Source organism: Streptomyces sp. RK62 (genome assembly GCF_018070255.1).
GTDB lineage: Bacteria > Actinomycetota > Actinomycetes > Streptomycetales > Streptomycetaceae > Streptomyces > Streptomyces nigra.
In genome coordinates this window covers 241,071-262,573 of sequence record NZ_JAGPYD010000008.1, presented here as the reverse complement: position 1 = coordinate 262,573, position 21,503 = coordinate 241,071, and the positions used below count along the sequence as shown (strand labels likewise).

Genomic DNA, 21,503 nt, shown 5'->3' with positions numbered 1-21,503 from the left:
CGAAATATCGAACACGCAGGATGCACAACCGAATGAGCCGACGACGCAGCAAGGGGCGACTGCCGTGCGTATCACCGGAATCAGCACTCACGTGGTCGGGACGCCGTGGCGCAACCTGACCTACGTCCAGGTGCACACCGACGAGGGACTGACCGGAGTCGGCGAGACCCGGATGCTGGGCCGCACCGACGCGCTCATCGGCTATCTGCGCGAGGCCGAGGCCAACCACATCGCCGGCTCCGACCCGTTCGCGATCGAGGACCTGGTCCGCCGGATGAAGTACGGCGACTACGGCCGGGCCGGCGAGATCGTGATGTCCGGTATCGCCGTGATCGAGATGGCCTGCTGGGACATCAAGGGCAAGGCGCTCGGGGTGCCGGTCTGGCAGCTGCTCGGCGGCAAGGTCACCGACAAGGTGAAGGCGTACGCCAACGGCTGGTACACCACCGAGCGCACGCCCGAGGCGTACCACAAGGCCGCCCGGGGCGTGATGGAGCGCGGGTACCGGGCGCTCAAGATCGACCCCTTCGGCACCGGGCACTTCGAGCTCGACCACGAGCAGACCCTGTACGCCGTCTCCCTCATCGAGGCCGTACGGGACGCCATCGGCCCCGACGCCGAGCTGATGCTGGAGATGCACGGCCGCTTCTCCCCCGCCACCGCCGTGCGCCTCGCGCACGAGCTGGCCCCCTTCAAGCCCGCCTGGCTGGAGGAGCCCTGCCCGCCGGAGAACCTGAAGGCGCTGGAGAAGGTCGCCGCCAAGGTGGACATCCCGGTCGCCACCGGTGAGCGCATCCACGACCGGATCGAGTTCCGGGAGCTGTTCGAGAGCCAGGCGGCCGACATCATCCAGCCCGACGTCGGCCATATCGGCGGCATCTGGGAGACCCGCAAGCTCGCCGCGACCGCCGAGACCCACTACACGCTGATCGCCCCGCACAACGTCGGCGGTTCGGTGCTCACCGCCGCCTCGCTCCAAGTCGGCTTCACCTCGCCGAACTTCAAGATCCTGGAGCACTTCAACGACTTCGCGGACGCCGAGATCAAGAAGGTGGTCAAGGGCGCGCCGCAGGTCGTGGAAGGCTACTTCCATCTCTCCGACGCCCCGGGGCTCGGTGTGGAGTTCGACGCCGAGGCCGCCGCCGAGTTCCCGCAGCAGCAGGCCCGGTTCGACCTGTGGGCCGAGGGCTGGGAGCAGCGCAAGCCGAAGGGGACGCGATGAGCGCCGCGGTCGTCGTCGAGGCGCCCGGCGCCCACCGGCTCGTCGAGCACACCCCGCGCGAGCCCGGTCCCGGCGAGGCGCTGGTCCGGGTGCACGCGGCCGGGATCTGCGGCAGCGACCGCGAGCTGTACCAGGGCAACCGGCCCGAGGGGTACGTCCGTTACCCGCTGACGCCGGGCCACGAGTGGTCCGGGACCGTCGCCGCCGTCGGCGCCGGGGTGCCGGAGCGGCTGGTGGGCCGCAAGGTGGTCGGCGAGGGGTTCCGCAACTGCCAGGTCTGCGACCGCTGTCACGCCGGTGAGACGACGCTGTGCGAGGCGGGGTACGAGGAGACCGGGTTCACCCAGCCGGGCGCCATGGCGGCCACGCTCACCCTCCCGGCCCGGCTGCTGCACGTCCTGCCGGACGACTGCGACCTCACCGCCGCCGCCCTGCTGGAGCCGGCCGCCTGTATCGCCGCGGCGGCGATGAAGGCGCGGGCGCTGCCCGGTGAGCGGGTGGCGGTGGTCGGGACCGGGACGCTCGGGATGTTCGCCGTGCAGTTCCTGGCGGCGGGCTCGCCCGGCGAGCTGCTCGTGGTGGGCACGCGCCGCGACCGGGAGCAGCTGGCGTACGCGTACGGGGCGACAGCCTTCCGCACCAAGGACGAGGATCTCGGGGGTGGTTACGACGTGGTCGTGGAGACCGCCGGGTCCGCCGAGGCGGCGCGCACCTCGGCCGCGCTGCTGCGGCGGGGCGGGCGGCTGGTCCTCACCGGGATCCCGGCGCCGGGCGCGCCGGGGCTCGACCCGACCGATCTGGTCGTACGGCAGCTGGAGGTGCGGACGGTCTTCGGGGCGCCGCCCGACGCCTGGGCGCACGCCGTGCGGGTGTTCTCCGCCGGGCTGCTCGACCCGCTGCCGCTGGTCACGCACGAACTGCCGCTGACGGAGTTCGCACAGGCGATCGAGCTGGTCGGGTCCGGCGACCCGAAGGTGGGCAAGGTCCTCCTCCGCCCCTGACGGCCCTCCGCCCACGCGGCTCCCGCCGTACGCGCCATCCCTTCGCCGTACGCCGGCACGGGGGCACCCTGACGGTCCCCGTGCCGGCGTACCCGAGGTCCGCGCGCCCCGAGATGCGAACCTCGTCCGAAATACCGAACACTAAGGACAGCCCGTGACCGACGCCTCCGCAGCCCGACGACCCGGTGAGCCGGCGCTCGCCGCCCTCGGCCTGGGCGCGCCCGACCCCTCCCCCGCCGACGCCTCGCCCCACACCTTCCCGGGCGGGGGCCGCTGGCGCACCGAGATCCCCTCGTGCGAGGGGCCCGAGGCGCTGGCCGTCGTCCTGAAGGAAGCCTCCCGGCTGGACGTGCCGATCCACCGGATCAGCCAGGGCAGCGGCGTCTGGATGCTGACCGACGCCGAGATCACGGAGATGGCCGAGGCGACCGCCGAACGGGACATCGAGCTCTGCCTGTTCACCGGCCCGCGCGGCACCTGGGACATCGGCGGCTCGACCCGCACCGACTCCCGCGGGGCCGGGCTGCGCGCCCGCGGCCACGACGCGGTCGCCGGCTGCGTGGAGGACGCCGTACGCGCCACCGAACTCGGTGTGAAGTGCCTGCTCGTCGCCGACGAGGGCGTGCTGTGGACGCTGCACCGGGCGCGGGTCGCCGGCATCATCCCGGCCGACACCACCCTGAAGGTCAGCGCCCTGATCGGCCCGGTCAACCCCGCCTCGTACGCGGTGTACGAGCGGCTCGGCGCCGACTCGGTCAATGTGCCGAGCGATCTGACGCTCGACCACCTCACCGAGATACGGCGGGTCTCCGCCGCCCCCATGGACCTGTACATCGAGGCCCCCGACGACCTCGGCGGCTATGTGCGCATGTACGAGGTCGCCGAGCTCATCCGGCGCGGCGCCCCGCTCTACCTGAAGTTCGGGCTCTCCAAGGCGCCCGGCATCTACCCCTACGGCCACCACATGAGAGAGCTGACGCTGGCCACCGCCCGCGAACGCGTGCGGCGCGGACGGCTGGCCCTGGACCTGCTCGCCCGGCACGGGGCCGACGGCGCGATGGCGCCGCTCGGCTCACGGCTGCCCGGAACGCTGACCCGTTTCGAAACGCGCGCATAACGTTCCGGCGAAACCCCCTTCACAGAAGCGGACGCAGGCGAACACAATCCCACACACCCTCGGTCGAACGGCCGACCGAGCCGAACAGCCCCGGACACGTCCTCGCATCGCCCCTCGCAGCACCCGGCCCGACCGGACCGGCCCGACCGAGCCCCGCTCCACTCACATCAAGGATGATGATCATGCGTAGTCGCAGAGCCGCACTCGCCGCCATGGCCTCCGTCGCCTCCCTCGCGCTGACCCTGACCGCCTGCGGCCAGGACAGCGAGGGCGGGAGCAAGGACGACAACGGCAGCACGAAGGGGGCGACGATCGGCATCGCGATGCCCACCAAGTCCTCCGAGCGCTGGATAGCCGACGGCAACAACGTCGTGAAGGACCTCCAGTCCAAGGGCTACAAGACCAAGCTGGTCTACGGCGAGGACGACCCCGACCAGCAGGTCTCCCAGATCGAGAACCTGATCACCCAGGGCGTCAAGGCGCTGATCGTGGCCGCCATCGACAACAAGTCGATGAACAACGTGCTCCAGCAGGCCAAGGACGCGGACATCCCGGTCATCTCCTACGACCGCCTGATCCTCGGCACCCCGAACGTCGACTACTACGCCTCCTTCGACAACGAGAAGGTCGGCGAGCTGCAGGCCAGCTACATCGTCGACAAGCTCGGCCTGAAGTCCGGCAAGAAGGGCCCGTTCAACATCGAGCTGTTCGCCGGCTCCAACGACGACAACAACACCCGCTACTTCTTCGGCGGCGCGATGAAGGTGCTCCAGCCCTACATCGACAAGAAGCAGCTCGTCGTCCGCTCCGGCCAGACCGAGCTGACCCAGGTCACCACCCTGCGCTGGGACGGCGGCACCGCCCAGAAGCGCATGGACGACATCCTCACCTCGGCCTACAAGTCCGAGCGGGTCGACGCGGTGCTCTCGCCGTACGACGGCATCTCCATCGGCATCCTGTCCGCCCTGAAGTCGGACGACTACGGCTCCAAGAACAAGCCGCTCCCGGTCGTCACCGGTCAGGACGCCGAGGTCGCCTCGGTGAAGTCGATCATCGCCGACGAGCAGTCGATGACCGTCTACAAGGACACCCGCGAACTCGCCAAGGTCGCCTCGGGCATGGTCGACGCCCTGCTCAACGACAAGAAGCCCGAGGTCAACGACACCAAGACCTACGACAACGGCTCGAAGGTCGTCCCCGCCTACCTGCTCGAGCCGGTCGCCGTCGACAAGGGCAACTACCAGAAGGAGGTCGTGGACTCCGGCTACATCAAGGAGAGCGACCTCAAGTAACCGCCGGCCCACTCTGATTGGAAGGCACGACCATGGCGGGACCCGTCCTGGAAATGCGCTCGATCGTCAAGACCTTTCCCGGCGTCAAGGCGCTGTCGGACGTCACCCTGACCGTCCGGCAGGGCGAGGTCCACGCCATCTGCGGGGAGAACGGCGCCGGCAAGTCGACGCTGATGAAGGTCCTCTCCGGCGTCCACCCGCACGGCACCTACGAGGGGGACATCCTCTTCGAGGGCGAGGTCTGCGAGTTCAAGGACATCCGGGCGAGCGAGCAGCGCGGCATCGTCATCATCCACCAGGAGCTGGCGCTGTCGCCGTTCCTCTCCCTCGCGGAGAACATCTTCCTCGGCAACGAGCACGCCAAGGGCGGCTTCATCGACTGGCGGGAGACGCTGCGGCACGCCACCGAACTGCTGCGCCGGGTGGGTCTGTCCGACCACCCGGACACCCGGGTCGCCGACATCGGCGTCGGCAAGCAGCAGCTGGTGGAGATCGCCAAGGCGCTGTCGAAGAAGGTGAAGCTGCTCATCCTCGACGAGCCGACCGCGGCGCTCAACGACGAGGACAGCGGCAAGCTCCTGGATCTCATCCTGGAGCTGAAGAAGCAGGGCATCACCTCGATCATCATCAGCCACAAGCTCAACGAGATCCGCAAGGTCGCCGACTCGGTGACGATCCTGCGCGACGGCCGGACCATCGAGACGCTCGACGTGAAGGCACCGGAGACCACCGAGGACCGGATCATCAGCGGGATGGTCGGCCGGGACCTGGAGCACCGCTTCCCCGAACGCACCCCGCACGAGCCGGAGGAGGGCGCGGCGCCGGCCCTGGAGATCCGCAACTGGACCGTGCACCACCCGATCGACCAGCAGCGCAAGGTCGTCGACGACGTGTCGCTCCACGTGCGGCGCGGGGAGATCGTGGGCATCGCCGGGCTGATGGGCGCCGGCCGCACCGAGCTGGCGATGAGCGTCTTCGGGCGCACCTACGGCCGCTACCACGGCGGCACGGTCCTCAAGGACGGCAAGGAGATCCGTACCAAGACCGTCCCGGAGGCGGTGAAGCACGGGATCGCGTACGTCACCGAGGACCGCAAGCACTACGGCCTGAACCTCATCGACACCATCAACCGCAACATCTCGCTCAGCGCGCTGGGCAAGGTCGCCAAGCGGGGCGTGGTCGACGAGCACGGCGAGCGGCAGGTCGCCGAGGGCTTCCGGAAGTCCATGAACATCAAGGCGCCGACCGTCTTCGAGCCGGTCGGCAAGCTCTCCGGCGGCAACCAGCAGAAGGTCGTCCTCAGCAAGTGGATCTTCGCGGGTCCCGATGTGCTGATCCTGGACGAGCCCACCCGCGGCATCGACGTGGGCGCCAAGTACGAGATCTACACGGTCATCGACCAGCTGGCCGCCCAGGGCAAGGCGGTCGTCTTCATCTCCTCCGAGCTGCCCGAGCTGCTCGGCATGTGCGACCGCGTCTACACGATGGCCGCGGGCCGGCTCACCGGCGAGTTCTCGCGCGAAGAGGCCTCGCAGGAATCGCTGATGCGTCAGATGACGAAGGACAAAGAGGTAACCCGATGAGCACGGATGTGACCGCCAAGAGCCCGGCCCCCGCGCCGCCGGGCAAGAGCGCGCAGGGCGGTGCCGAAGGCCTGCTCCAGCTGGTGCTGGCGGGCCTGCGCCGCAACATGCGCCAGTACGGCATGCTGATCGCGCTCGGCCTGATCGTGGTGCTGTTCGCCGTGTGGACCGAGGGCGACCTGCTGCTGCCGCGCAACGTCTCCAACCTGGTGCTGCAGAACAGCTACATCCTGATCCTCGCGATCGGCATGATGCTGGTCATCATCGCGGGCCACATCGATCTGTCGGTGGGATCGCTGACGGCGTTCATCGGCTCGATGGCCGCCGTGTTCATGGTCAAGAACGATCTGCCCTGGCCGGTCGCCGTCATCCTCTGCCTCGCGATGGGCGCCCTCGCCGGTGCCGCACAAGGGTTCTTCATCGCGTACGGCGGCATACCGTCGTTCATCGTGACCCTCGCGGGCATGTTGATCTTCCGCGGTCTGACGGAGATCTTCCTGGAGGGGCAGACGCTCGGCCCGTTCCCGGAGGGGCTGCAGAAGGTCGCCAACGGCTTCCTGCCCGAGGTCGGCCCGGACACCAACTACCACAACCTCACGTTGCTGCTCGGCTTCGCGATGGTCGCGTTCGTGGTCTTCCAGGAGTTCCGCGACCGCCGCCGGCAGCTGGAGTTCCACCTCGACGTCCCGCCGTTCAACCTGTTCCTGCTGAAGCTGGTGGCGCTGGCCGCCGCCATCCTCACCCTGACGATGCTGCTGGCCAGCTACAAGGGCGCCCCGATCGTGCTGCTCATCCTCGGGGTGCTGCTCGTCGGGTTCGGCTACGTCATGCGCAACGCCATCATCGGCCGGCACATCTACGCGATCGGCGGCAACCTGCCCGCGGCCAAGCTGTCGGGCGTGAAGGACAAGAAGGTCACCTTCCTGGTCTTCCTGAACATGGGCATGCTCGCGGCCCTGGCGGGTCTGGTCTTCGCCGCCCGCTTCAACGCGGCCTCCCCCAAGGCGGGCCTCAACTTCGAGCTGGAGGCGATCGCCGCCTCCTTCATCGGCGGCGCGTCGATGAGCGGCGGTGTCGGCACCGTCCTCGGCGCGATCATCGGTGGTCTGGTCCTGGGTGTGCTGAACAACGGCATGAACCTCGTCGGCATCGGCACCGACTGGCAGCAGGTCATCAAGGGCCTGGTCCTGCTGGCGGCGGTCGGCTTCGACGTGTGGAACAAGCGCAAGGTCGGTTCGTAGGTCCACGCACGGGGCCCCGCCGCACGGCGGGGCCCCGCCTTCCTGAACAGGAGCCGCACATGGACATGAGCAGACGCACGGTCATCGCCGGAGCCGCGGCGGCGGGTCTCACCGCCGCGACCCTCGGCAGCGCACACGCCACGGGGAGCGGGGCTGCCGCCCCGGTCAGGTCCCTCTTCGGCGTCCTCCCCGACGGCACCAAGGTCCACAGCTGGTCGCTGGCCAACGGCGGCACCCGGATGAAGGTCCTCTCCTACGGCGGTGTCGTGCAGTCCCTGGAGGTCCCCGACCGCCGGGGCCGGCTCGCCAACGTCTCGCTGGGCTTCCGCTCCCTGGACGACTACGTCGCCTCCAGCCCGTACTTCGGCGCGCTGATCGGCCGGTACGGCAACCGGATCGGCAAGGGGCGCTTCACCCTCGACGGCCGGACGTACCAGGTCGACGTCAACGACGGCGAGAACAGCCTGCACGGCGGCGCCCAGGGGTTCGACAAGCGGGTGTGGGACGTCGAGCCGTTCACGAAGGGCGCCGATGTCGGCCTGCACCTCCATCTCACGTCCCGCGACGGCGAGATGGGCTACCCGGGAACGCTCCGGGTGAAGGTGACGTACACGCTCACCCGGTACGGCGACTGGCGCATCGACTACGCGGCGACCACGGACAAGCCGACCGTCGTCAATCTGACCAGCCACGTCTACTGGAACCTCGCCGGCGAGGGCAGCGGCAGCATCGAGGGGCACCGGCTGAAGATCGACGGCTCCCGCTACACCCCCGTCGACGCGGGTCTCATACCCACCGGCGAACAGGCGCGGGTCGCGGGCACCCCGTTCGACTTCCGCCGCGCCAAGACGGTCGGCGAGGATCTGCGCGAAGCCCACCAGCAGCTTCTGTACGGCCAGGGCTTCGACCACAACTGGGTGCTGGACAAGGGGATCTCACCGCGCCCGGAGTGGGCCGCCACCCTTCAGGACCCGTCCTCGGGACGCACCCTGCGGATCGCGACGACCGAGCCGGGGCTCCAGTTCTACTCCGGCAACTTCCTCGACGGCACCCTCGTCGGCACGGGCGGCCGGGTCTACCGGCAGGGCGACGGACTGTGCCTGGAGACCCAGCACTTCCCGGACTCGCCGAACCGTCCGTCGTTCCCGTCGACGGTGCTGCGGCCGGGCCAGACCTACCGATCCACGACGGTGCACTCGTTCACCCGCTGATTCCCCGGTGATTGAACGGCGTCACCCCAGTCTCCGTATGTAACGGCGGCCCGTGCTCCCCCGCGCGGGCCACCCAATGACGACGGGCCCGGTCGTCCCCGCCGGGCCCGCCCCATACGGAGGTTCCATGGCCGACAACGTCACCTCGCTGTTCCGCAGCACCGCGGCACACAGCCCGTCGATGGCGGCGCTGGCACGCGAGGGCGGCGACGGGGCCGGCCCGGTCGACTTCTGCATCCCCTGCAACCCGTACTTCCCCACACCCGAGATGTTCGAGGACATGGCGGGGAAGCTGCGGGACATCATCACGTACTACCCGAGCAGCGCCGACACCATCACGGCCGAGCTGTGCAGTCTGCTCCAGCTTCCGCCGCAGTGCGTGGCGATGGGCAACGGCTCCACCGAGCTGATCACCTGGATCGACCATCTGATGGTCCGGGAGTCCCTCGCCATCCCCGTCCCCACGTTCGGCCGCTGGACCGACCAGCCGATGGAGACCGGCAAGCGGGTCGACATGTTCCCGCTCCAGGAGTCCAGCGGGTTCGCCCTGGACCTCGCCCAGTACGCCGAGTTCATCCGGGCCAGGGGCACCCGGGTCGCGGTGATCTGCAACCCGAACAACCCCGACGGCGGCTTTCTGCACAAGCACGCGATCGTGCAGTTCATGGACGCGATGGCCGATCTGGACCTGGTCGTCGTCGACGAGAGCTTCCTGGAGTTCGCGGACGCCGAGCAGGAGCCGTCGGTCGTGCAGGAGGCCATGCTGCGGCCGAACGTCATCGTGCTGCGCAGCCTCGGCAAGAACTTCGGCCTGCACGGCATCCGTTTCGGCTATCTGGTGGCCAACCCGGCGCTCGCGCGGATGGTCCGCTCGATGCTGCCGAAGTGGAACCTCAACTCCTTCGCCGAGCACGTGGTGTTCATGCTGAAGGACCATGGCGCTGAGTACGCGCAGAGCCTCCAGCAGGTCCGCAAGGACCGGCTGGAGATGGCCGGGGCCCTCTCCGCGCTGCCCGGCCTGACGGTCTACCCGTCCCAGGGCAACTTCCTCTTCGTACGCCTGCCCGTGGGCGCCGAGGGCACCGTGGTCCGCGACCGGCTGCTCACCGAGCACCGGATCCTGGTCCGCGAGTGCGGCAACAAGATCGGTTCGTCCAGCCGCTTCCTGAGACTCGTGGTGCGCCCCCAGACGGACGTGCGTCGCCTGGTGTCCGGTCTGGAACAGGTGCTCTACGGGACCAGGAGGGGAGCCGCCGTACCCGAGCTGGGCAACGGGACCAGCTACAGCTCGGGTACGGCGGCCGTGGACCGCCTGGTGGGCTCCACCAACGGGGCGGGCTTCACGGCGGTGCCCCAGCCGCAGCCGGTACCGCAGCAAGTACCTCAGCAGGTGCCGCAGCAGGTCCCCCAGCCGGTGGCGGCCCCCATGCCGGCCCCGGTCCCGGTGGCCCCCCTACCCGCTCCCGCACCTGCCCCCGCGCCCATGCCGGCCCCCGCCCCGGTCCCGGCCGCGGCGGCCATGGCCCCCACGCCTGCCCCGGCTCCCCAGCCCACCCCGACACCGATGCCGTTCCCGTCCCCGGTGGCGCCGGCCGCGACGATGGTGCCGCCGGGCCCTACCCCGCCCGGCGTCCCGGCCCGGGGCGGCCTCACCGCGGCCCAGGTCCGCGGCACCACCGGCCCGGTCCCGGGCCTCGCCCCGGCCCCGGCCACCGGCTGGCCCGCCGCCCAGAGCTGGCCGAACGCGGCGGGGATGGGGTAGGCGACCCGGTACGGCTTCTCCGGAGACGCGTGCGGCCGGCCCCGGCGGGAGGGTTCGGGGCCGGCCGTGTTCGCGTGGGTCGGGGCTACTTCTTCGGGCACTCCTTCCACGCCAGGTGGTAGACCGTGCTGATGTCGCCGTCGGTCGAGTCCATGGTCATGAAGCTGACCTTGCTCGGGGAGGACGAACCGAGGTTCACCCGGAGCTCGGTGTTGATGTTGAAGTTGCGCTGGACCCCGCAGGGTGCCCAGACCAGCTGGGCCCAGTCGGTCTCGTCCGTGGCCTGCCAGTTGTCGTTGAGCGGGCCGGAGAACGGGTGGTTGCGGTACTGGGTGTTCGGGGAGCCCTGGAAGTAGTACGAGGCCCGCTGGATGGCGTTGGCGCCGGGCTGGAGGGCGGCGAAGCCGCGGTAGTCGGCGCTGGCGATGGCGTACGTGAACCCGCCGGGGACGTGCACGACCAGGCTGAGCTGGCAGTTCTTACGGAACGCCGTGGGGTCGGAGTTGCCGCCGACCTGGGCGAGATAGTCGCTGTAGGTCACGGTGAACGCCGTGTTGTCCTCGGACACGGCGACCGCCGTCGTGCCCTGCGGACAGCCGGAGCCGTTCACGGTGGCGACCTTGATGACGATCTTGTCCGGCGGCGGGTCCTCGAACGCCGGGTCCGCGTGGGCGGGCAGGGCGGCTGTGAGCAGAGCGGTCAGCGCGCCTCCGCTCAGCAGCAGTCTCAGGAGTCCACGTGCCATGGATCTCTCCTCGGGATGGGGGGGTGGCTGCGCCCCCGGCCCGGCCCACCCTGGTTGAACCTTTGAAGAAAGGGTGGGGTTTCTGTGAAGGCCGGAGGCGTACGCATCGTAGGGGGCGGAAAGCACCCTCCGCAGGGGTCAACTCCGGCCATTTATTTGGTAGTTGAAGATAAATCGACTGTAGTGTGCAGGCGTCGTCCGCGGCCGGCTCGCGTCCGTCCTCAGGCCAGCCGGATCACGTTCCAGGAGAGCGGTTCCAGGAGAGCGGTGAGGCGGCCGTCCCGAAGGGTCGTGCCCGGCACGGGGTGCGGGGCGACCCGGTCGGGGTCGTCCAGGGTGTTGCGGGCGTCCGGGTCCGCGTCCGCGAGGGCGCTGTGCTCCACGACCCGGGTGACGTCGAGGCCGTGCAGCGCCACCTCCAGCGGCAGCGGCTCCGTACGGTCGCGGTTGACCGCGAAGACGGTGACCGAGCCGTCCTCGGCGCGGACCGCGGTGGCGTGCAGCAGGGCGGTCTCGCCGTACTTGCGGGTCTCGTGGGTCGGCGCGTCCACGCGGACGTCCAGGACCCGGCCGCGGCCGTACCGCGCGGCCTGCGCGAACGGGAAGAAGGTCGTCTGGCGCCACGCCGGGCCGCCCGGCTCGGTCATGATCGGGGCGATCACGTTGACGAGCTGCGCGAGGCAGGCGACGGCGACCCGGTCGGCGTGCCGCAGCAGGGCGATGAGCAGCGAGCCGACGACCACGGCGTCCGTGACGCTGTACCCGTCCTCCAGCAGGCGCGGGGCCTCGGGCCACTCGTCCGGCGGGAAGGTCTTCGAGCGGGCGACCCACTCGGGCAGGTACCAGACGTTCCACTCGTCGAAGGAGAGGGTGATCCGCTTGCTCGACTTCAGCCGGGCGCCCACGTGGTCGGCGGTGGCGACGACGGCCTCGATGAAGGACTCCATGTCGACGGCGGAGGCGAGGAAGGAGTCGGTGTCGCCGTCCTCGGGCCAGTAGTAGGCGTGCAGCGAGATGTGGTCGACCAGGTCGTACGTCTCCTCCAGGACCGTCGCCTCCCAGGCGGCGAAGGTCGGCATGGACCGGCTGGAGGAGCCGCAGACGACGAGTTCGGCGGCGGAGTCGAACTGGCGCATGGCGCGGGCCGTCTCCGCCGCGATCCGGCCGTACTCGCTCGCGGTCTTGTGCCCGGTCTGCCAGGGCCCGTCCATCTCGTTGCCGAGGCACCAGAGCCGGATGCCGAACGGGTCCTTGTCGCCGTGCGCGACCCGCAGGTCCGACAGGGCGGTGCCCGAGGGGTGGTTGGCGTACTCCAGGAGCTCCAGGGCCTCGGCGACACCGCGGGTGCCGAGGTTGACCGCCATCATGGGCTCGGCGCCCGCCTTGCGCAGGAAGTCCCGGTACTCGGAGAGGCCGAAACGGTTCGTCTCCGTGGAGTGCCAGGCCGGGTCGAGGCGGCGGGGGCGCTCGTGCGCGGGGCCGACGGAGTCCTCCCAGCGGTGCGCGGAGACATAGTTGCCGCCGGGGTAGCGGACGACGGTGACGCCGAGTTCCCGGACGAGGGCGAGGACGTCCCGGCGCAGTCCCCGGTCGTCGGCGGTGGGGTGGTCCGGCTCGAAGACGCCGGTGTAGACGCAGCGGCCGAGGTGCTCGACGAAGGACCCGAAGAGCCGGGGGTCGACGTCGCCGACGGTGAAGGAGGGGTCGAGGGTGAAGCGGGCGGTACGCATGGGCGCCTCTCTGGGTGCGGGGCGGGCTGCCGTCTGTACGAAATACCGGACTCTGTACGTGACTTCGGACGGGACCGTAGGGGGCAAGCGCTTGCCCGTCAACAGCCGGGGACGATCGCGGGCGGTGACGGTCGTTCGGGGTTGAACTACGGTCGCCGGAGCGCATGACGGGGACACCGGGCTCCGCGTAGGCTCGAACAGCCCGTCGAGGCGACGGGAGGAACAGGGGGTGCGATGGACATCGCGGGCGCGCGGACGAGGGCGGCCCGGTTCGTCTCGGCGCTACGGCCGCGGCGTGCCCACACCGCCGTCGCCATGCGGGATCTGGCCGGCGATCTGAGTGCCGCGCTGCGCTCCGGGCCCCGCCCCCCGGCCGGTGTCCACGCGGTGTGCCGGGCGCTGTGCGCGCGGATGAGCGCGCGGCGCGGCGGCCGGCCCGTCGAACTGCGCTTCGAGCGGTTCCCCGACGAGATCGAGGTGACCGGACTCTGGGTGGAGTTCCAGGACTTCGACCTCGTCATCGTCGAGGAGCGCGCCGAGGCCGTCCAGCAACTGGTCATCCTGGGCCACGAGTTGTGGCACATGCACGCCGGGCACCGGCACCATCACCACGGCATCGGCACGGCCGCCGCGCACGCCCTCGCGGGCCGGCCCGGCTGGGACGACGTGGCCCTGACCGTGGCCGCGCGCGACGGCTCCCGGCAGAGCGACGAGGCCGAGGCCGACGACTTCGGGCACCGGCTGGCCGCCGCCGTCCGGGAGCTGGTCTCCGGGGAGAACGGAAGCGGGTCCGCCGACCCGGTCCACCGCTCGCTCGGGTACCGCGGACGCGGAGGCAGGGCGCGGTGACACCTCTGCGGCTGGCGGACGGGCCGGTGGAGTTCCTGTCCGGCCTGTACATCTCCTTCTGGCTGCCGGGCCTCGTCCTCGGCGCGGCCCTGGCGATCAAGCTGCCCAGCATCGTGAAGCTGTGGCGCGACCCGCTGCTGCGCGCCGTGGGCGGACTGCTGCTGCTCGCCTGCATGGTGTTCGTGTTCGCGGCCCCCGGCACCATCGCCTGGACCAACCGTGTCATCGGCGTCCCCAACATCGCCGCGCCGTGGGTGTACTCCCTGATCACCGCGCTGTCCGCGTCCTGGCTGCTGCTGGTGGTGCACTGGCGCGGCGGCGGCCACACCGACCGCCGGGAGCGGACCCGGCGCGCGACCCGCTGGGTGGTCTCCGTGTACGCGACCGTGGTGGTCGCGCTGTGGGTGCTGTTCGCGCTCGCCGACGTCCCCGTGGAGCAGATCGAGGACCTCGACACCTACTACGCGTCCACGCCGTTCATGCGGGAGGAGATCCTCCTCTACCTGGTCGTGCACACGGTGGCCTGCCTCATCACGGCCCGGCTGATCTGGACCTGGATCCGCACCGACGGCCTCGACGGCTGGCTGCGCTGGGGGCTGCGCTTCCTGAGCGTCGGCTATGTCACCAACCTGCTGTTCAGCGCCGCCAAGTTCACCGCGATCGTGGCCCGCTGGACCGGGCACGACCTGGACTGGCTGAACACCAACGTCGCGCCGTCCGCCGCCTGTATCGGCGCCACGATGGTCGCCGTCGGCGTGATCGTCCCGCACGCCGGCCAGTACCTCCAGGAGCGGCTGCTGGTCCGCCGCCGGCGCCGTGGCCTGAAGCCGCTGGCCCGGCTGCTGCGGCCGGTCGCCGGGCGCCACGAGCCGTTCGTGCTGCGGGCGGCGCCGGAGATCCGGCTGATCCGCCGGGAGACCTACATCCGCGACGCGCTGCTCCAGCTCTCCCGCCATCTCGACGAGGATCTGCGCCGGCGCGCCCACGCCGCCGCGCTCGCCCTCGGCGCCGAGCCCGGCCGGGCCCAGGCCCTCGCGGTCGCCGTGACGATCGTCGACGCCGTGGAGAGCGGACGGCGGGTCCCGGACGGCGACGGGGCAGCGGAGCCCGACACCACCTATCTGCTGCGCGAGATCCACGCCGTCTCCGGCGTCCTGCGCAGGCCCGACGAGATCAAGGCGGTCCGCGCCCGCGCGGCCGTCCCGGCAGAGAGCATGTCCGCGCATGAGTGAACGACCCTCCCCCGCCAGAGTCGCCGTGGTCCTCGGGGGATCCCATACCGGCATGCTCGCGGCACAGGCCCTGGCGGGGTCCGCCGACCGGGTGGTCGTGGTGGAGCGCGACGTGCTGCCGTCCGGGCCCGACCCCCGCAAGGGCCTGCCGCAGTCCCGGCATGTGCATCTGCTGTGGTCGGGCGGGGTGCGGGCGCTGGAGGAGCTGCTGCCGGGCATCGGCGCGGACCTGCGCGCGGCCGGGGCGCGCCGGGCGCCGATCACCACGGACATGGTCGCGCTGTCGCCGCGCGGCTGGTTCCGCCGCTGGCCCGAGTCGCACCACATCGTCCTGGCCGGCCGGGACCTGCTGGACGCGACGGTCCGCTCCCGGGTGTTGGCCGACGAGCGGATCGAACTCCTCGACGGCACCGAGGTCGTGGACCTGCTCGGCGACGCGCGGGCCGTCACGGGCGTACGGCTGCGGGGGCGCGACGGGCGGGAGAGCACCCTGGAGGCGGGCCTGGTCGTGGACGCCACCGGCCGGGGCTCCGCGGCGCCCCGCTGGCTGGCCGCGCTCGGGCTGCCCGCGCCGGTGCGGCGCGAGGTCGACTCGGGGCTGGCGTACGCGAGCCGGCTGTATCTCGCGCCCGAGCCGGCCCGGGACGGCTTCCCGGTGGTCAATGTGCAGGCCGACCCGCGCGCGGGCGGCCCCGGCCGGGCGGGGGTGCTGCTGCCGATCGAGCACGGCCGCTGGCTGGTGACGCTCAGCGGCACACGGGGCGGTGAACCGGGGACGTCCGACGAGGAGTTCGCGCGGTTCGCCCGGGAGGAGCTGCGGCACCCCGTCATCGGCGAGCTGATCGAGCGGGCCGAGCCGCTGTCGGGCGTGGCCTTCACCCGCACCACCGCCAACCGCCGTCACTCCTACGAACGGATGCCGGACTGGCCCGAGAACCTCACCGTCCTCGGCGACGCGCTCGCCGCGTACAACCCGGTGTACGGGCACGGGCTGTCGGTCGGGGCGCAGAGCGCGCTGATCCTGCGCGAGACGGTCCGCCGGTACGGCTGGGGCGCGGCGGGGCTGGCCCGACGGGTGCAGAAGGCGGTGGCGCGGCCGGTCGGGGCGGCCTGGGATCTGGCGATAGGCCAGGACGTGTTCTACCCGGGGGCCACGGAGACCGGGCCGACCCTGCGGGACCGGCTGGTGGCCGGGTACGTGGACCGGCTGATGCACACGGCCACGGGCAACGGGCGGATCGCCCGCCGCGTCACCGACGTGACGTCGCTGGAGCGGCGGGCGGAGGTGCTGCTGGGCCCGTCGGTGCTGCTGGCGGCGGCGGTGGGGCCGTTGAAGCCCCAGCTCACCGGGCCGCCGCTGACCGCCGAGGAGATGAAGAAGGCGGGGCTGCTGCCCTAGTCACCCGTCGAAGGCGGGCTGCACCGCTCCTCGTCCCGCGCCCGGCACCACGAACAGCGAACCGGCCAGCGGCGGGGGCGAGTCGAGGCCGACGCGGGCCGTGGTGACGTACAGGTCGGTCAGGCCGGGGCCGCCGAACGCGCACGCCGTCACCCGGGGCACCGGGAACGTGATCACCCGGTCCAGTACGCCGTCGGGGGTGTACCGGCGTACCGCGGAGCCGTCCCACAGGGCCACCCAGACGGCGCCCTCGGCGTCGACGGTCAGCCCGTCGGGGAACCCGGCGCCTTCCTCGATCTCGGCGAAGGGGCGCCGGTTCGTCACCCGGCCGTCCTCGTGGTCGAAGACGTCCACCCGGCGGGTCGGCGAGTCGATGTAGTACATGAGGCGTCCGTCGGGGCTCCAGCCGGTGCCGTTGCTCACCGCCACGTCGTCCAGGACGACCTGTGCCGCGCCCTCACCGGTGAGCCGGGACAGGGTACCGCCGCCCGGCGCCTCGTCGTAGCGCATGGTGCCGGCCCACAGCGAGCCGTCGGGGGCGACGGCGGCGTCGTTGGCGCGGCGGCCGGGCACCGGCTCGTGACGCAGCCAGCGGAAGGCGCCGTCCGGGTCCAGCAGTCCCACGCCGTCCCGGAGGTTCAGGGCGAGTCCGCCGCCGGCGCGCGGCTTGACGGCGCCGATGTGCTGGAAGACGGTCCGCACGGAGCGCCGGCCGGAGACCGGGTCGTAGGTGTGGAGGCGGGAGCCCAGGATGTCGATCCACAGCAGGCGGCCGTTCGCGGGGTCCCAGGTCGGGCCCTCGCCCAGCTGGGCCTCGGCCCGCACCGCCACCTCGTAGGGCGCGCTCATGCCGCGCTCCGGTGGCCGAGGCGCTCCGACAGCTCGGCGGCGCCCTTCACGGCGAGCTGCTCCAGCTCGGCGCGGCGCTCGTCGCTCCAGCGGATCATGGGGACGGAGATGGACAGGGCGGCGACGACCTGCCCGGTGCGGTCCCGTACGGGGGCGGCCACACAGGAGACGTCCGGGTTGGACTCGCGGGTCTCGACGGCGAGCTGCCGCCGGCGGATCTCGGCGAGGGCCTCGCGCAGGACGGCGGGGTCGGTGATGCTGTTCGGTGTCATGGCGGTGAGTTCGGCGTCGTCGGGGAGGCGGGAGGCGAGCTCCGCCTCGGGGAGGGAGGCGAGCAGCATCTTGCCGACCGAGGTGCAGTGGGCGGGCAGCCGGCGCCCGGCGGCGGACACCATGCGCACGGCGTGCGTCGAGTCGACCTTGGCGATGTAGATGACGTCGGTGCCCTCGAGGATCGCCACGTGCACGGTCTCGTCGCAGGTCTCGGCGACGGACCGGGCGACCTGCTGGCCCTCGGCGGCGAGGTCGAGCTGCTCGGCGTACCGGCTGCCGAGCTGGTACGGCCGTACGCCCAGCCGGTACCGTCCCGGCTGCCCCGGCACCTGCACGATGTACGACCGGGCGGCGAGGGTGGTGACCAGCTCGTGCACGGTGGTGCGCGGCAGCTGGAGCCGGCGCACGATGTCGGGGGCGGAGAGCGTGCCGTCCCCGTCGAGGAAGAGCTCGAGTATGTCGAGGGCCCGGGTCACGGCAGGTACGAGGCGTCCCACGTCCGGCCTCCTCCTTGGGGGTCGAAGAGGCTGCGTTCGATATTTCAACAGCCGATCGGAATGACGAACACAGGCTAGTCCGAGCCCTCCGCCCCGGCAATGGCCGCGTGGGTACTCCCTCGCCGGTACGCCGGGTTACTCCCGCCGTCGGACGCCACCGGGGCTCCCGCGCGGCACCGTGGTGCCCATGACCTCCACCGCGTCCACCACCGTCACGAGGCTGAGCCGCCGGGTCCGCCGGGGCCTCCTCGCCGTCCACGTCCTCGCCTCCGCCGGCTGGCTCGGGCTCACGCTGGGACTGCTGGCGCTCGGGACCACCGCGGCGACCACCGGGTCCCCGGCGGCCGTGGAGGCGTCCGTACGGGGCATGAAGCTGTTCGCCGACTGGCTGCTGCTGCCGCTCGCCCTGCTCACCCTGGTCAGCGGGCTGGTGCTGGCGCTGGGCACGCACTGGGGGCTGGCCCGGCACCGCTGGGTGTTCACCAAGTTCTGGCTGACCCTGGGCACCACCGCGGCCACCGCCCTGGTCCTGCGGCCCGCCGTGGACACGGCCGTCGCGGAGGTCGCCGCGGGCGGGCCGCTGCCGGACACCGGGGACGTCCTGTTCGGCCCGGTGGTGTCCCTGTCGGCATACGTCTTCATGACGGTGATCTCGGTGCTGAAGCCCTGGGGACTCACCCGGCGGGGGCGGCGGCTGCGCACTCAGGCCGCCCGCTCCGGACGGGACCGGCGGGTCCGTCAGGACGCCTGACACTGCTACCGGGGCGTCTCGCCGAGCACCCCGCGCAACCGCTGGGCGCGCAGCACCAGTTCCAGCTCGAAGCGCCGGTCCGGGTCGTCGATCTCGGCACCCCACAGCTCGCGGATCTGCCGCAGCCGGTAGCGCACGGTCTGCGGATGCACCCCGAGCCGGGCCGCCACCTCCGGGGCCCCGCCCCTGGTCTCCAGCCAGGCCAGCAGGGTCTCCGCGAGCCGCCGTCCGTGCGAGGGCCCGCAGTGCTCCAGCGGCGCCAGACAGCGCACCGCCAGGTCGTCGATCAGCTCCTCGGGCTGGAGCAGCACCAGCGCCTCGGTGTGCTCGGTGCAGTGCAGGACCTCCCCGGCCGGCAGCAGCCCCCGTTCCATCAGTCCCACGGCGGCCTCGGCCCAGCGCAGCGACTTCGCCGCCTCGGCCAGCGGCACGGGCGGTCCGATCGCCCCGGACCAGCCGCTCAGCGCCCGGCCGAGCAGTTCGTGACGCCCTGCGGCGTCCGGTTCGGGGACGACCATCCGCGGCCGCTCGTACTCCAGGTCGAGCAGCACGCCCTCCCCGACGGCCGGCGCGAGCGCCTCCCGCGCCGGGCGCAGCAGCACGCCGACGGCGACCTTCGCGGGCAGCGCCCAGCCGATCCGCGCGGCCCGTTCGGCCAGGGCGTCGGCCGGGTCGCCGCGGTGGCGCTCGGCGAGCAGCAGCTCCATCAGCCGGCGCTGCAGCCGCAGACGTTCACCGGCCTGGCGGGCCGCGGCCTCGGCGTAGCCGCGCACCGACTGGTCGACCAGGCCGTCCAGATACTCGTAACCGGCGTCGACCAGCTCGTACATGGCGGGCGGCGGGATGTCGACGCGCTGGCCGATCTCGGCGAAGCGGCGCCAGGCCAGCCGTACGCCGAGCCGGTAGATGGCCTGGAGGGAGTCGAGGGAGCGGCCGTTGTAGCCCTCGCCGCGGCCGAAGTCCTGGAAGACGCCGGGCGGGACCGTGGGCCGGCCCTCCGAGGTCTCCAGGTGCCCGATGAAGACCTCGATGGCGCGCCGGATGCCGATGAGGGCCATGGGCTCGCCCGACTCGTCGAGCACGACGGGAAGATGGGGGTACTCGCGCCGGATCTCCTCGAGGATCTCCTCGGCGAGCCCGGGGGCGTCGGCGAGGACGAGCTGGGCGAAGCGGCGGACCTGGAAGCGGGGCACGTCGTGCCAGGCCGAGCGGGTGAGTGCGGCCGGCCCGGCGGCGGGGCGGGGGACGGCCACCGTCAACTCCCCTGACCGGCCCGCTCATAGGTGATCAGCGGGGTGTTCGGCTGGTCGGGGGTGGCCTCCAGCAGCGCGACGACGCCGAGCGCGGCGCCCACCGCGAGGAGGGCGGCGAGCACGACGGTCAGCGTGGCGGCGAGCAGTCTGGACATCGCAGGGTCAGCCTCTCTGTCCGAGATCCCGGAGTTGTCCCCACCCGGGTGTCGCCCGTCCGGTCCCGACCTCTGCCTGTCCGGCCAGTGTCGACAACGCGTGATGGTCCGTCAAGACCGTTGACACCCCGGTCCGGCCCGCCCTACGGTTCCCCGCCCAGAGCACGGCCAGGCATCGTCCACGCGTCGACCCCAGGAGTGCCGGATGCGCCGTACAGCCTCACCTCTCTCGTTGATCCTGCTGGGTCTCGGCACGTTCCTGCTGGTCCTGGCGCCGATGCTGGCCTGGTACGTGACACCGCGGGCCGCCGTGAACCCCGTCGACATCGACACCACAGCCGTCTACAAGGGCACCGGGAGCGTCTTCGACACCGAGCGCATCGAGACCGTGCCGGACAGGACGATCACCGTCACCCAGCGCGTCCGGGGCGATGTGGCGGCGAGCGAGCGCAGCGGCAACGCCGTCTGGGACGTGATCACGACCGTCGACACCGACGACTCGCTGCCGGCCGCCGATCCGCACGACGCGCTGGACTTCGCGCCGCACCGCTGGGTGATGGACCGCCGGACGACCCGGCCGGTGCACTGCTGCCAGGAGAGCCCGTACATCGAGGGCGAGGCGTATCTGAAGTTCCCGTTCGACGTGCGCAAACGCGACTACCAGTGGTGGGACAACACCGGTGGGACGACGGTGACGATGCGGTACTCGGGCACCGAGAAGGTCCAGGGGTACACCGGCTACCGGTTCACCGCCGAGGTGGCGCCCCGCAAGGTCGGCACCCGGCTGGTCCCCGGCAGCATCGTCGGGCAGCCGGAACGGCCGCAGGTGCTGGCCGAGGAGTGGTACGCCAACCACGGGTTCAAGCTGGTCGTGGACCAGCGCACGGGCCGGGTGCTCTACGCGCAGACCGGTCCGCGCCGCACCCTGCGGGCGCCGGGCGGCGACCGGGACGCGGCGGTGCTGCTGGACAGCCGGAAGATCGCGTTCACCACGGCCACGCAGAAGGAGGCCGTGCGGCAGGCCGAGCAGGACAGCGGGATGCTGCGCACGGTCGGGGTGACGCTGCCGATCGGGGCGGCCGTGGCGGGCGGTGTGCTCGCGGTGGCCGGTGCCGTACTGGTGGTCCGGGGACGCAGGCGGCCGGAATCGACCGGTACGCCGGAAACACCCCACCCTTCTCTCACGATGTGACATAACGTCAGCTCCGTTCGGGGCCGAAATTGTCACCTCGGTGAGTAGCCGCGGGGGGACGGCTGGGCGAAAACTGTCCCCTCCCACCCGGACACAGCCTGTCCATGTTCTTCGCGTCCCGCGCACCACCCCCGCACGCCGAACAGGAT

The 21,503-nt window shown here is 71.6% G+C and carries 19 protein-coding genes; 13 read left to right on the top strand and 6 right to left on the bottom strand.

Annotated features, from left to right (window positions below; all coding sequences use genetic code 11):
* The first annotated feature begins 64 nt into the window (after positions 1 to 64).
* The 8 genes from KBY32_RS17590 (at position 65) to KBY32_RS17555 (ending at position 10,429) form a co-directional block, all read left to right on the top strand.
* A complete protein-coding gene (locus KBY32_RS17590) occupies positions 65 to 1,222 on the top strand; it encodes a mandelate racemase/muconate lactonizing enzyme family protein (RefSeq protein WP_210980704.1) in 1,158 nt (385 codons plus the stop codon).
* On the top strand, positions 1,219 to 2,223 hold the full coding sequence (locus KBY32_RS17585) for a zinc-binding dehydrogenase (RefSeq protein ID WP_210980703.1): 1,005 nt from the start codon (positions 1,219 to 1,221) through the stop codon (positions 2,221 to 2,223). Before KBY32_RS17590 ends, KBY32_RS17585 begins: the two co-directional genes overlap by 4 nt.
* 154 nt (positions 2,224 to 2,377) lie before the next feature.
* Entirely contained in the window at positions 2,378 to 3,340 is a 963-nt protein-coding gene (locus tag KBY32_RS17580) for a hypothetical protein (protein WP_115508682.1), read from the top strand.
* A gap of 182 nt (positions 3,341 to 3,522) precedes the next feature.
* On the top strand, positions 3,523 to 4,632 hold the full coding sequence (gene chvE / locus KBY32_RS17575) for a multiple monosaccharide ABC transporter substrate-binding protein (protein WP_364796813.1): 1,110 nt from the start codon (positions 3,523 to 3,525) through the stop codon (positions 4,630 to 4,632).
* A gap of 32 nt (positions 4,633 to 4,664) precedes the next feature.
* Positions 4,665 to 6,215, top strand: coding sequence for a multiple monosaccharide ABC transporter ATP-binding protein (mmsA, locus tag KBY32_RS17570; RefSeq protein ID WP_055620784.1), 1,551 nt, complete (start codon positions 4,665 to 4,667; stop codon positions 6,213 to 6,215).
* Positions 6,212 to 7,456, top strand: coding sequence for a multiple monosaccharide ABC transporter permease (gene mmsB / locus KBY32_RS17565; RefSeq protein ID WP_210980702.1), 1,245 nt, complete (start codon positions 6,212 to 6,214; stop codon positions 7,454 to 7,456). Before mmsA ends, mmsB begins: the two co-directional genes overlap by 4 nt.
* A 59-nt stretch (positions 7,457 to 7,515) precedes the next feature.
* Positions 7,516 to 8,667: an aldose epimerase family protein gene (locus KBY32_RS17560; protein ID WP_055620786.1), complete on the top strand. Its 1,152-nt coding sequence runs from the start codon at positions 7,516 to 7,518 to the stop codon at positions 8,665 to 8,667.
* Positions 8,668 to 8,794: 127 nt separating this feature from the next.
* Entirely contained in the window at positions 8,795 to 10,429 is a 1,635-nt protein-coding gene (locus KBY32_RS17555) for a histidinol-phosphate transaminase (RefSeq protein ID WP_210980701.1), read from the top strand.
* An 85-nt stretch (positions 10,430 to 10,514) separates the two neighbouring features.
* Here the strand turns inward: KBY32_RS17555 and KBY32_RS17550 are convergent, their stop codons facing one another.
* Both KBY32_RS17550 and KBY32_RS17545 read right to left on the bottom strand, forming a co-directional pair.
* Positions 10,515 to 11,174 (bottom strand): DUF4360 domain-containing protein, encoded by a 660-nt coding sequence (locus KBY32_RS17550; RefSeq protein WP_055620788.1) that lies wholly within the window; start codon positions 11,172 to 11,174, stop codon positions 10,515 to 10,517.
* 221 nt (positions 11,175 to 11,395) lie between these two features.
* The gene (locus KBY32_RS17545; protein WP_210980700.1) at positions 11,396 to 12,904 is read right to left on the bottom strand and encodes an alpha-N-arabinofuranosidase; all 1,509 of its coding nucleotides are present in this window, start codon (positions 12,902 to 12,904) and stop codon (positions 11,396 to 11,398) included.
* 234 nt (positions 12,905 to 13,138) lie between these two features.
* Here KBY32_RS17545 and KBY32_RS17540 point away from each other — a divergent pair, with 234 nt between their 5' ends.
* Genes KBY32_RS17540 through KBY32_RS17530 form a run of 3 tightly spaced genes read left to right on the top strand, consistent with a single transcriptional unit; the run spans position 13,139 to position 16,384 of the window.
* On the top strand, positions 13,139 to 13,753 hold the full coding sequence (locus tag KBY32_RS17540; RefSeq protein WP_181890492.1) for a toxin-antitoxin system, toxin component family protein: 615 nt from the start codon (positions 13,139 to 13,141) through the stop codon (positions 13,751 to 13,753).
* Positions 13,750 to 14,985: an MAB_1171c family putative transporter gene (locus tag KBY32_RS17535; protein ID WP_370592060.1), complete on the top strand. Its 1,236-nt coding sequence runs from the start codon at positions 13,750 to 13,752 to the stop codon at positions 14,983 to 14,985. The genes KBY32_RS17540 and KBY32_RS17535 overlap by 4 nt, the downstream gene beginning before the upstream one ends.
* Positions 14,978 to 16,384 (top strand): FAD-dependent oxidoreductase, encoded by a 1,407-nt coding sequence (locus tag KBY32_RS17530; protein ID WP_210980699.1) that lies wholly within the window; start codon positions 14,978 to 14,980, stop codon positions 16,382 to 16,384. The genes KBY32_RS17535 and KBY32_RS17530 overlap by 8 nt, the downstream gene beginning before the upstream one ends.
* Here the strand turns inward: KBY32_RS17530 and KBY32_RS17525 are convergent, their stop codons facing one another.
* Entirely contained in the window at positions 16,385 to 17,233 is an 849-nt protein-coding gene (locus KBY32_RS17525; RefSeq protein WP_210980698.1) for an SMP-30/gluconolactonase/LRE family protein, read from the bottom strand.
* Positions 17,230 to 18,003, bottom strand: a complete 774-nt coding sequence (locus tag KBY32_RS17520) for an IclR family transcriptional regulator (RefSeq protein WP_210980697.1) — start codon at positions 18,001 to 18,003, stop codon at positions 17,230 to 17,232. The genes KBY32_RS17525 and KBY32_RS17520 overlap by 4 nt, the downstream gene beginning before the upstream one ends.
* Positions 18,004 to 18,190: 187 nt before the next feature.
* Between KBY32_RS17520 and KBY32_RS17515 the strand changes: the two genes are divergently transcribed.
* On the top strand, positions 18,191 to 18,754 hold the full coding sequence (locus tag KBY32_RS17515; protein ID WP_210980696.1) for a DUF2269 family protein: 564 nt from the start codon (positions 18,191 to 18,193) through the stop codon (positions 18,752 to 18,754).
* A 5-nt stretch (positions 18,755 to 18,759) separates the two neighbouring features.
* Here KBY32_RS17515 and KBY32_RS17510 read toward each other — a convergent pair whose 3' ends face one another.
* Positions 18,760 to 20,007 (bottom strand): CdaR family transcriptional regulator, encoded by a 1,248-nt coding sequence (locus KBY32_RS17510; RefSeq protein WP_055620794.1) that lies wholly within the window; start codon positions 20,005 to 20,007, stop codon positions 18,760 to 18,762.
* A gap of 2 nt (positions 20,008 to 20,009) precedes the next feature.
* Positions 20,010 to 20,162 (bottom strand): hypothetical protein, encoded by a 153-nt coding sequence (locus KBY32_RS17505; protein ID WP_210980695.1) that lies wholly within the window; start codon positions 20,160 to 20,162, stop codon positions 20,010 to 20,012.
* Positions 20,163 to 20,367: 205 nt separating this feature from the next.
* On the opposite strand from KBY32_RS17505, the gene KBY32_RS17500 reads away from it, so the two are divergent.
* Entirely contained in the window at positions 20,368 to 21,354 is a 987-nt protein-coding gene (locus KBY32_RS17500) for a DUF3068 domain-containing protein (protein ID WP_210980694.1), read from the top strand.
* Positions 21,355 to 21,503: the final 149 nt, after the last annotated feature.

Excerpts from the sequence above, each read along its gene's own strand:
- KBY32_RS17585 (WP_210980703.1), top strand. The coding sequence starts at position 1,219 with ATGAGCGCCGCGGTCGTCGTCGAGGCGCCCGGCGCCCACCGGCTCGTC.
- chvE (WP_364796813.1), top strand. The coding sequence starts at position 3,523 with ATGCGTAGTCGCAGAGCCGCACTCGCCGCCATGGCCTCCGTCGCCTCC.
- mmsA (WP_055620784.1), top strand. The coding sequence starts at position 4,665 with ATGGCGGGACCCGTCCTGGAAATGCGCTCGATCGTCAAGACCTTTCCC.
- mmsB (WP_210980702.1), top strand. The coding sequence starts at position 6,212 with ATGAGCACGGATGTGACCGCCAAGAGCCCGGCCCCCGCGCCGCCGGGC.
- KBY32_RS17560 (WP_055620786.1), top strand. The coding sequence starts at position 7,516 with ATGGACATGAGCAGACGCACGGTCATCGCCGGAGCCGCGGCGGCGGGT.
- KBY32_RS17555 (WP_210980701.1), top strand. The coding sequence starts at position 8,795 with ATGGCCGACAACGTCACCTCGCTGTTCCGCAGCACCGCGGCACACAGC.
- KBY32_RS17550 (WP_055620788.1), bottom strand. The coding sequence starts at position 11,174 with ATGGCACGTGGACTCCTGAGACTGCTGCTGAGCGGAGGCGCGCTGACC.
- KBY32_RS17545 (WP_210980700.1), bottom strand. The coding sequence starts at position 12,904 with ATGCGTACCGCCCGCTTCACCCTCGACCCCTCCTTCACCGTCGGCGAC.
- KBY32_RS17540 (WP_181890492.1), top strand. The coding sequence starts at position 13,139 with ATGGACATCGCGGGCGCGCGGACGAGGGCGGCCCGGTTCGTCTCGGCG.
- KBY32_RS17530 (WP_210980699.1), top strand. The coding sequence starts at position 14,978 with ATGAGTGAACGACCCTCCCCCGCCAGAGTCGCCGTGGTCCTCGGGGGA.
- KBY32_RS17525 (WP_210980698.1), bottom strand. The coding sequence starts at position 17,233 with ATGAGCGCGCCCTACGAGGTGGCGGTGCGGGCCGAGGCCCAGCTGGGC.
- KBY32_RS17515 (WP_210980696.1), top strand. The coding sequence starts at position 18,191 with ATGACCTCCACCGCGTCCACCACCGTCACGAGGCTGAGCCGCCGGGTC.
- KBY32_RS17505 (WP_210980695.1), bottom strand. The coding sequence starts at position 20,162 with ATGTCCAGACTGCTCGCCGCCACGCTGACCGTCGTGCTCGCCGCCCTC.
- KBY32_RS17500 (WP_210980694.1), top strand. The coding sequence starts at position 20,368 with ATGCGCCGTACAGCCTCACCTCTCTCGTTGATCCTGCTGGGTCTCGGC.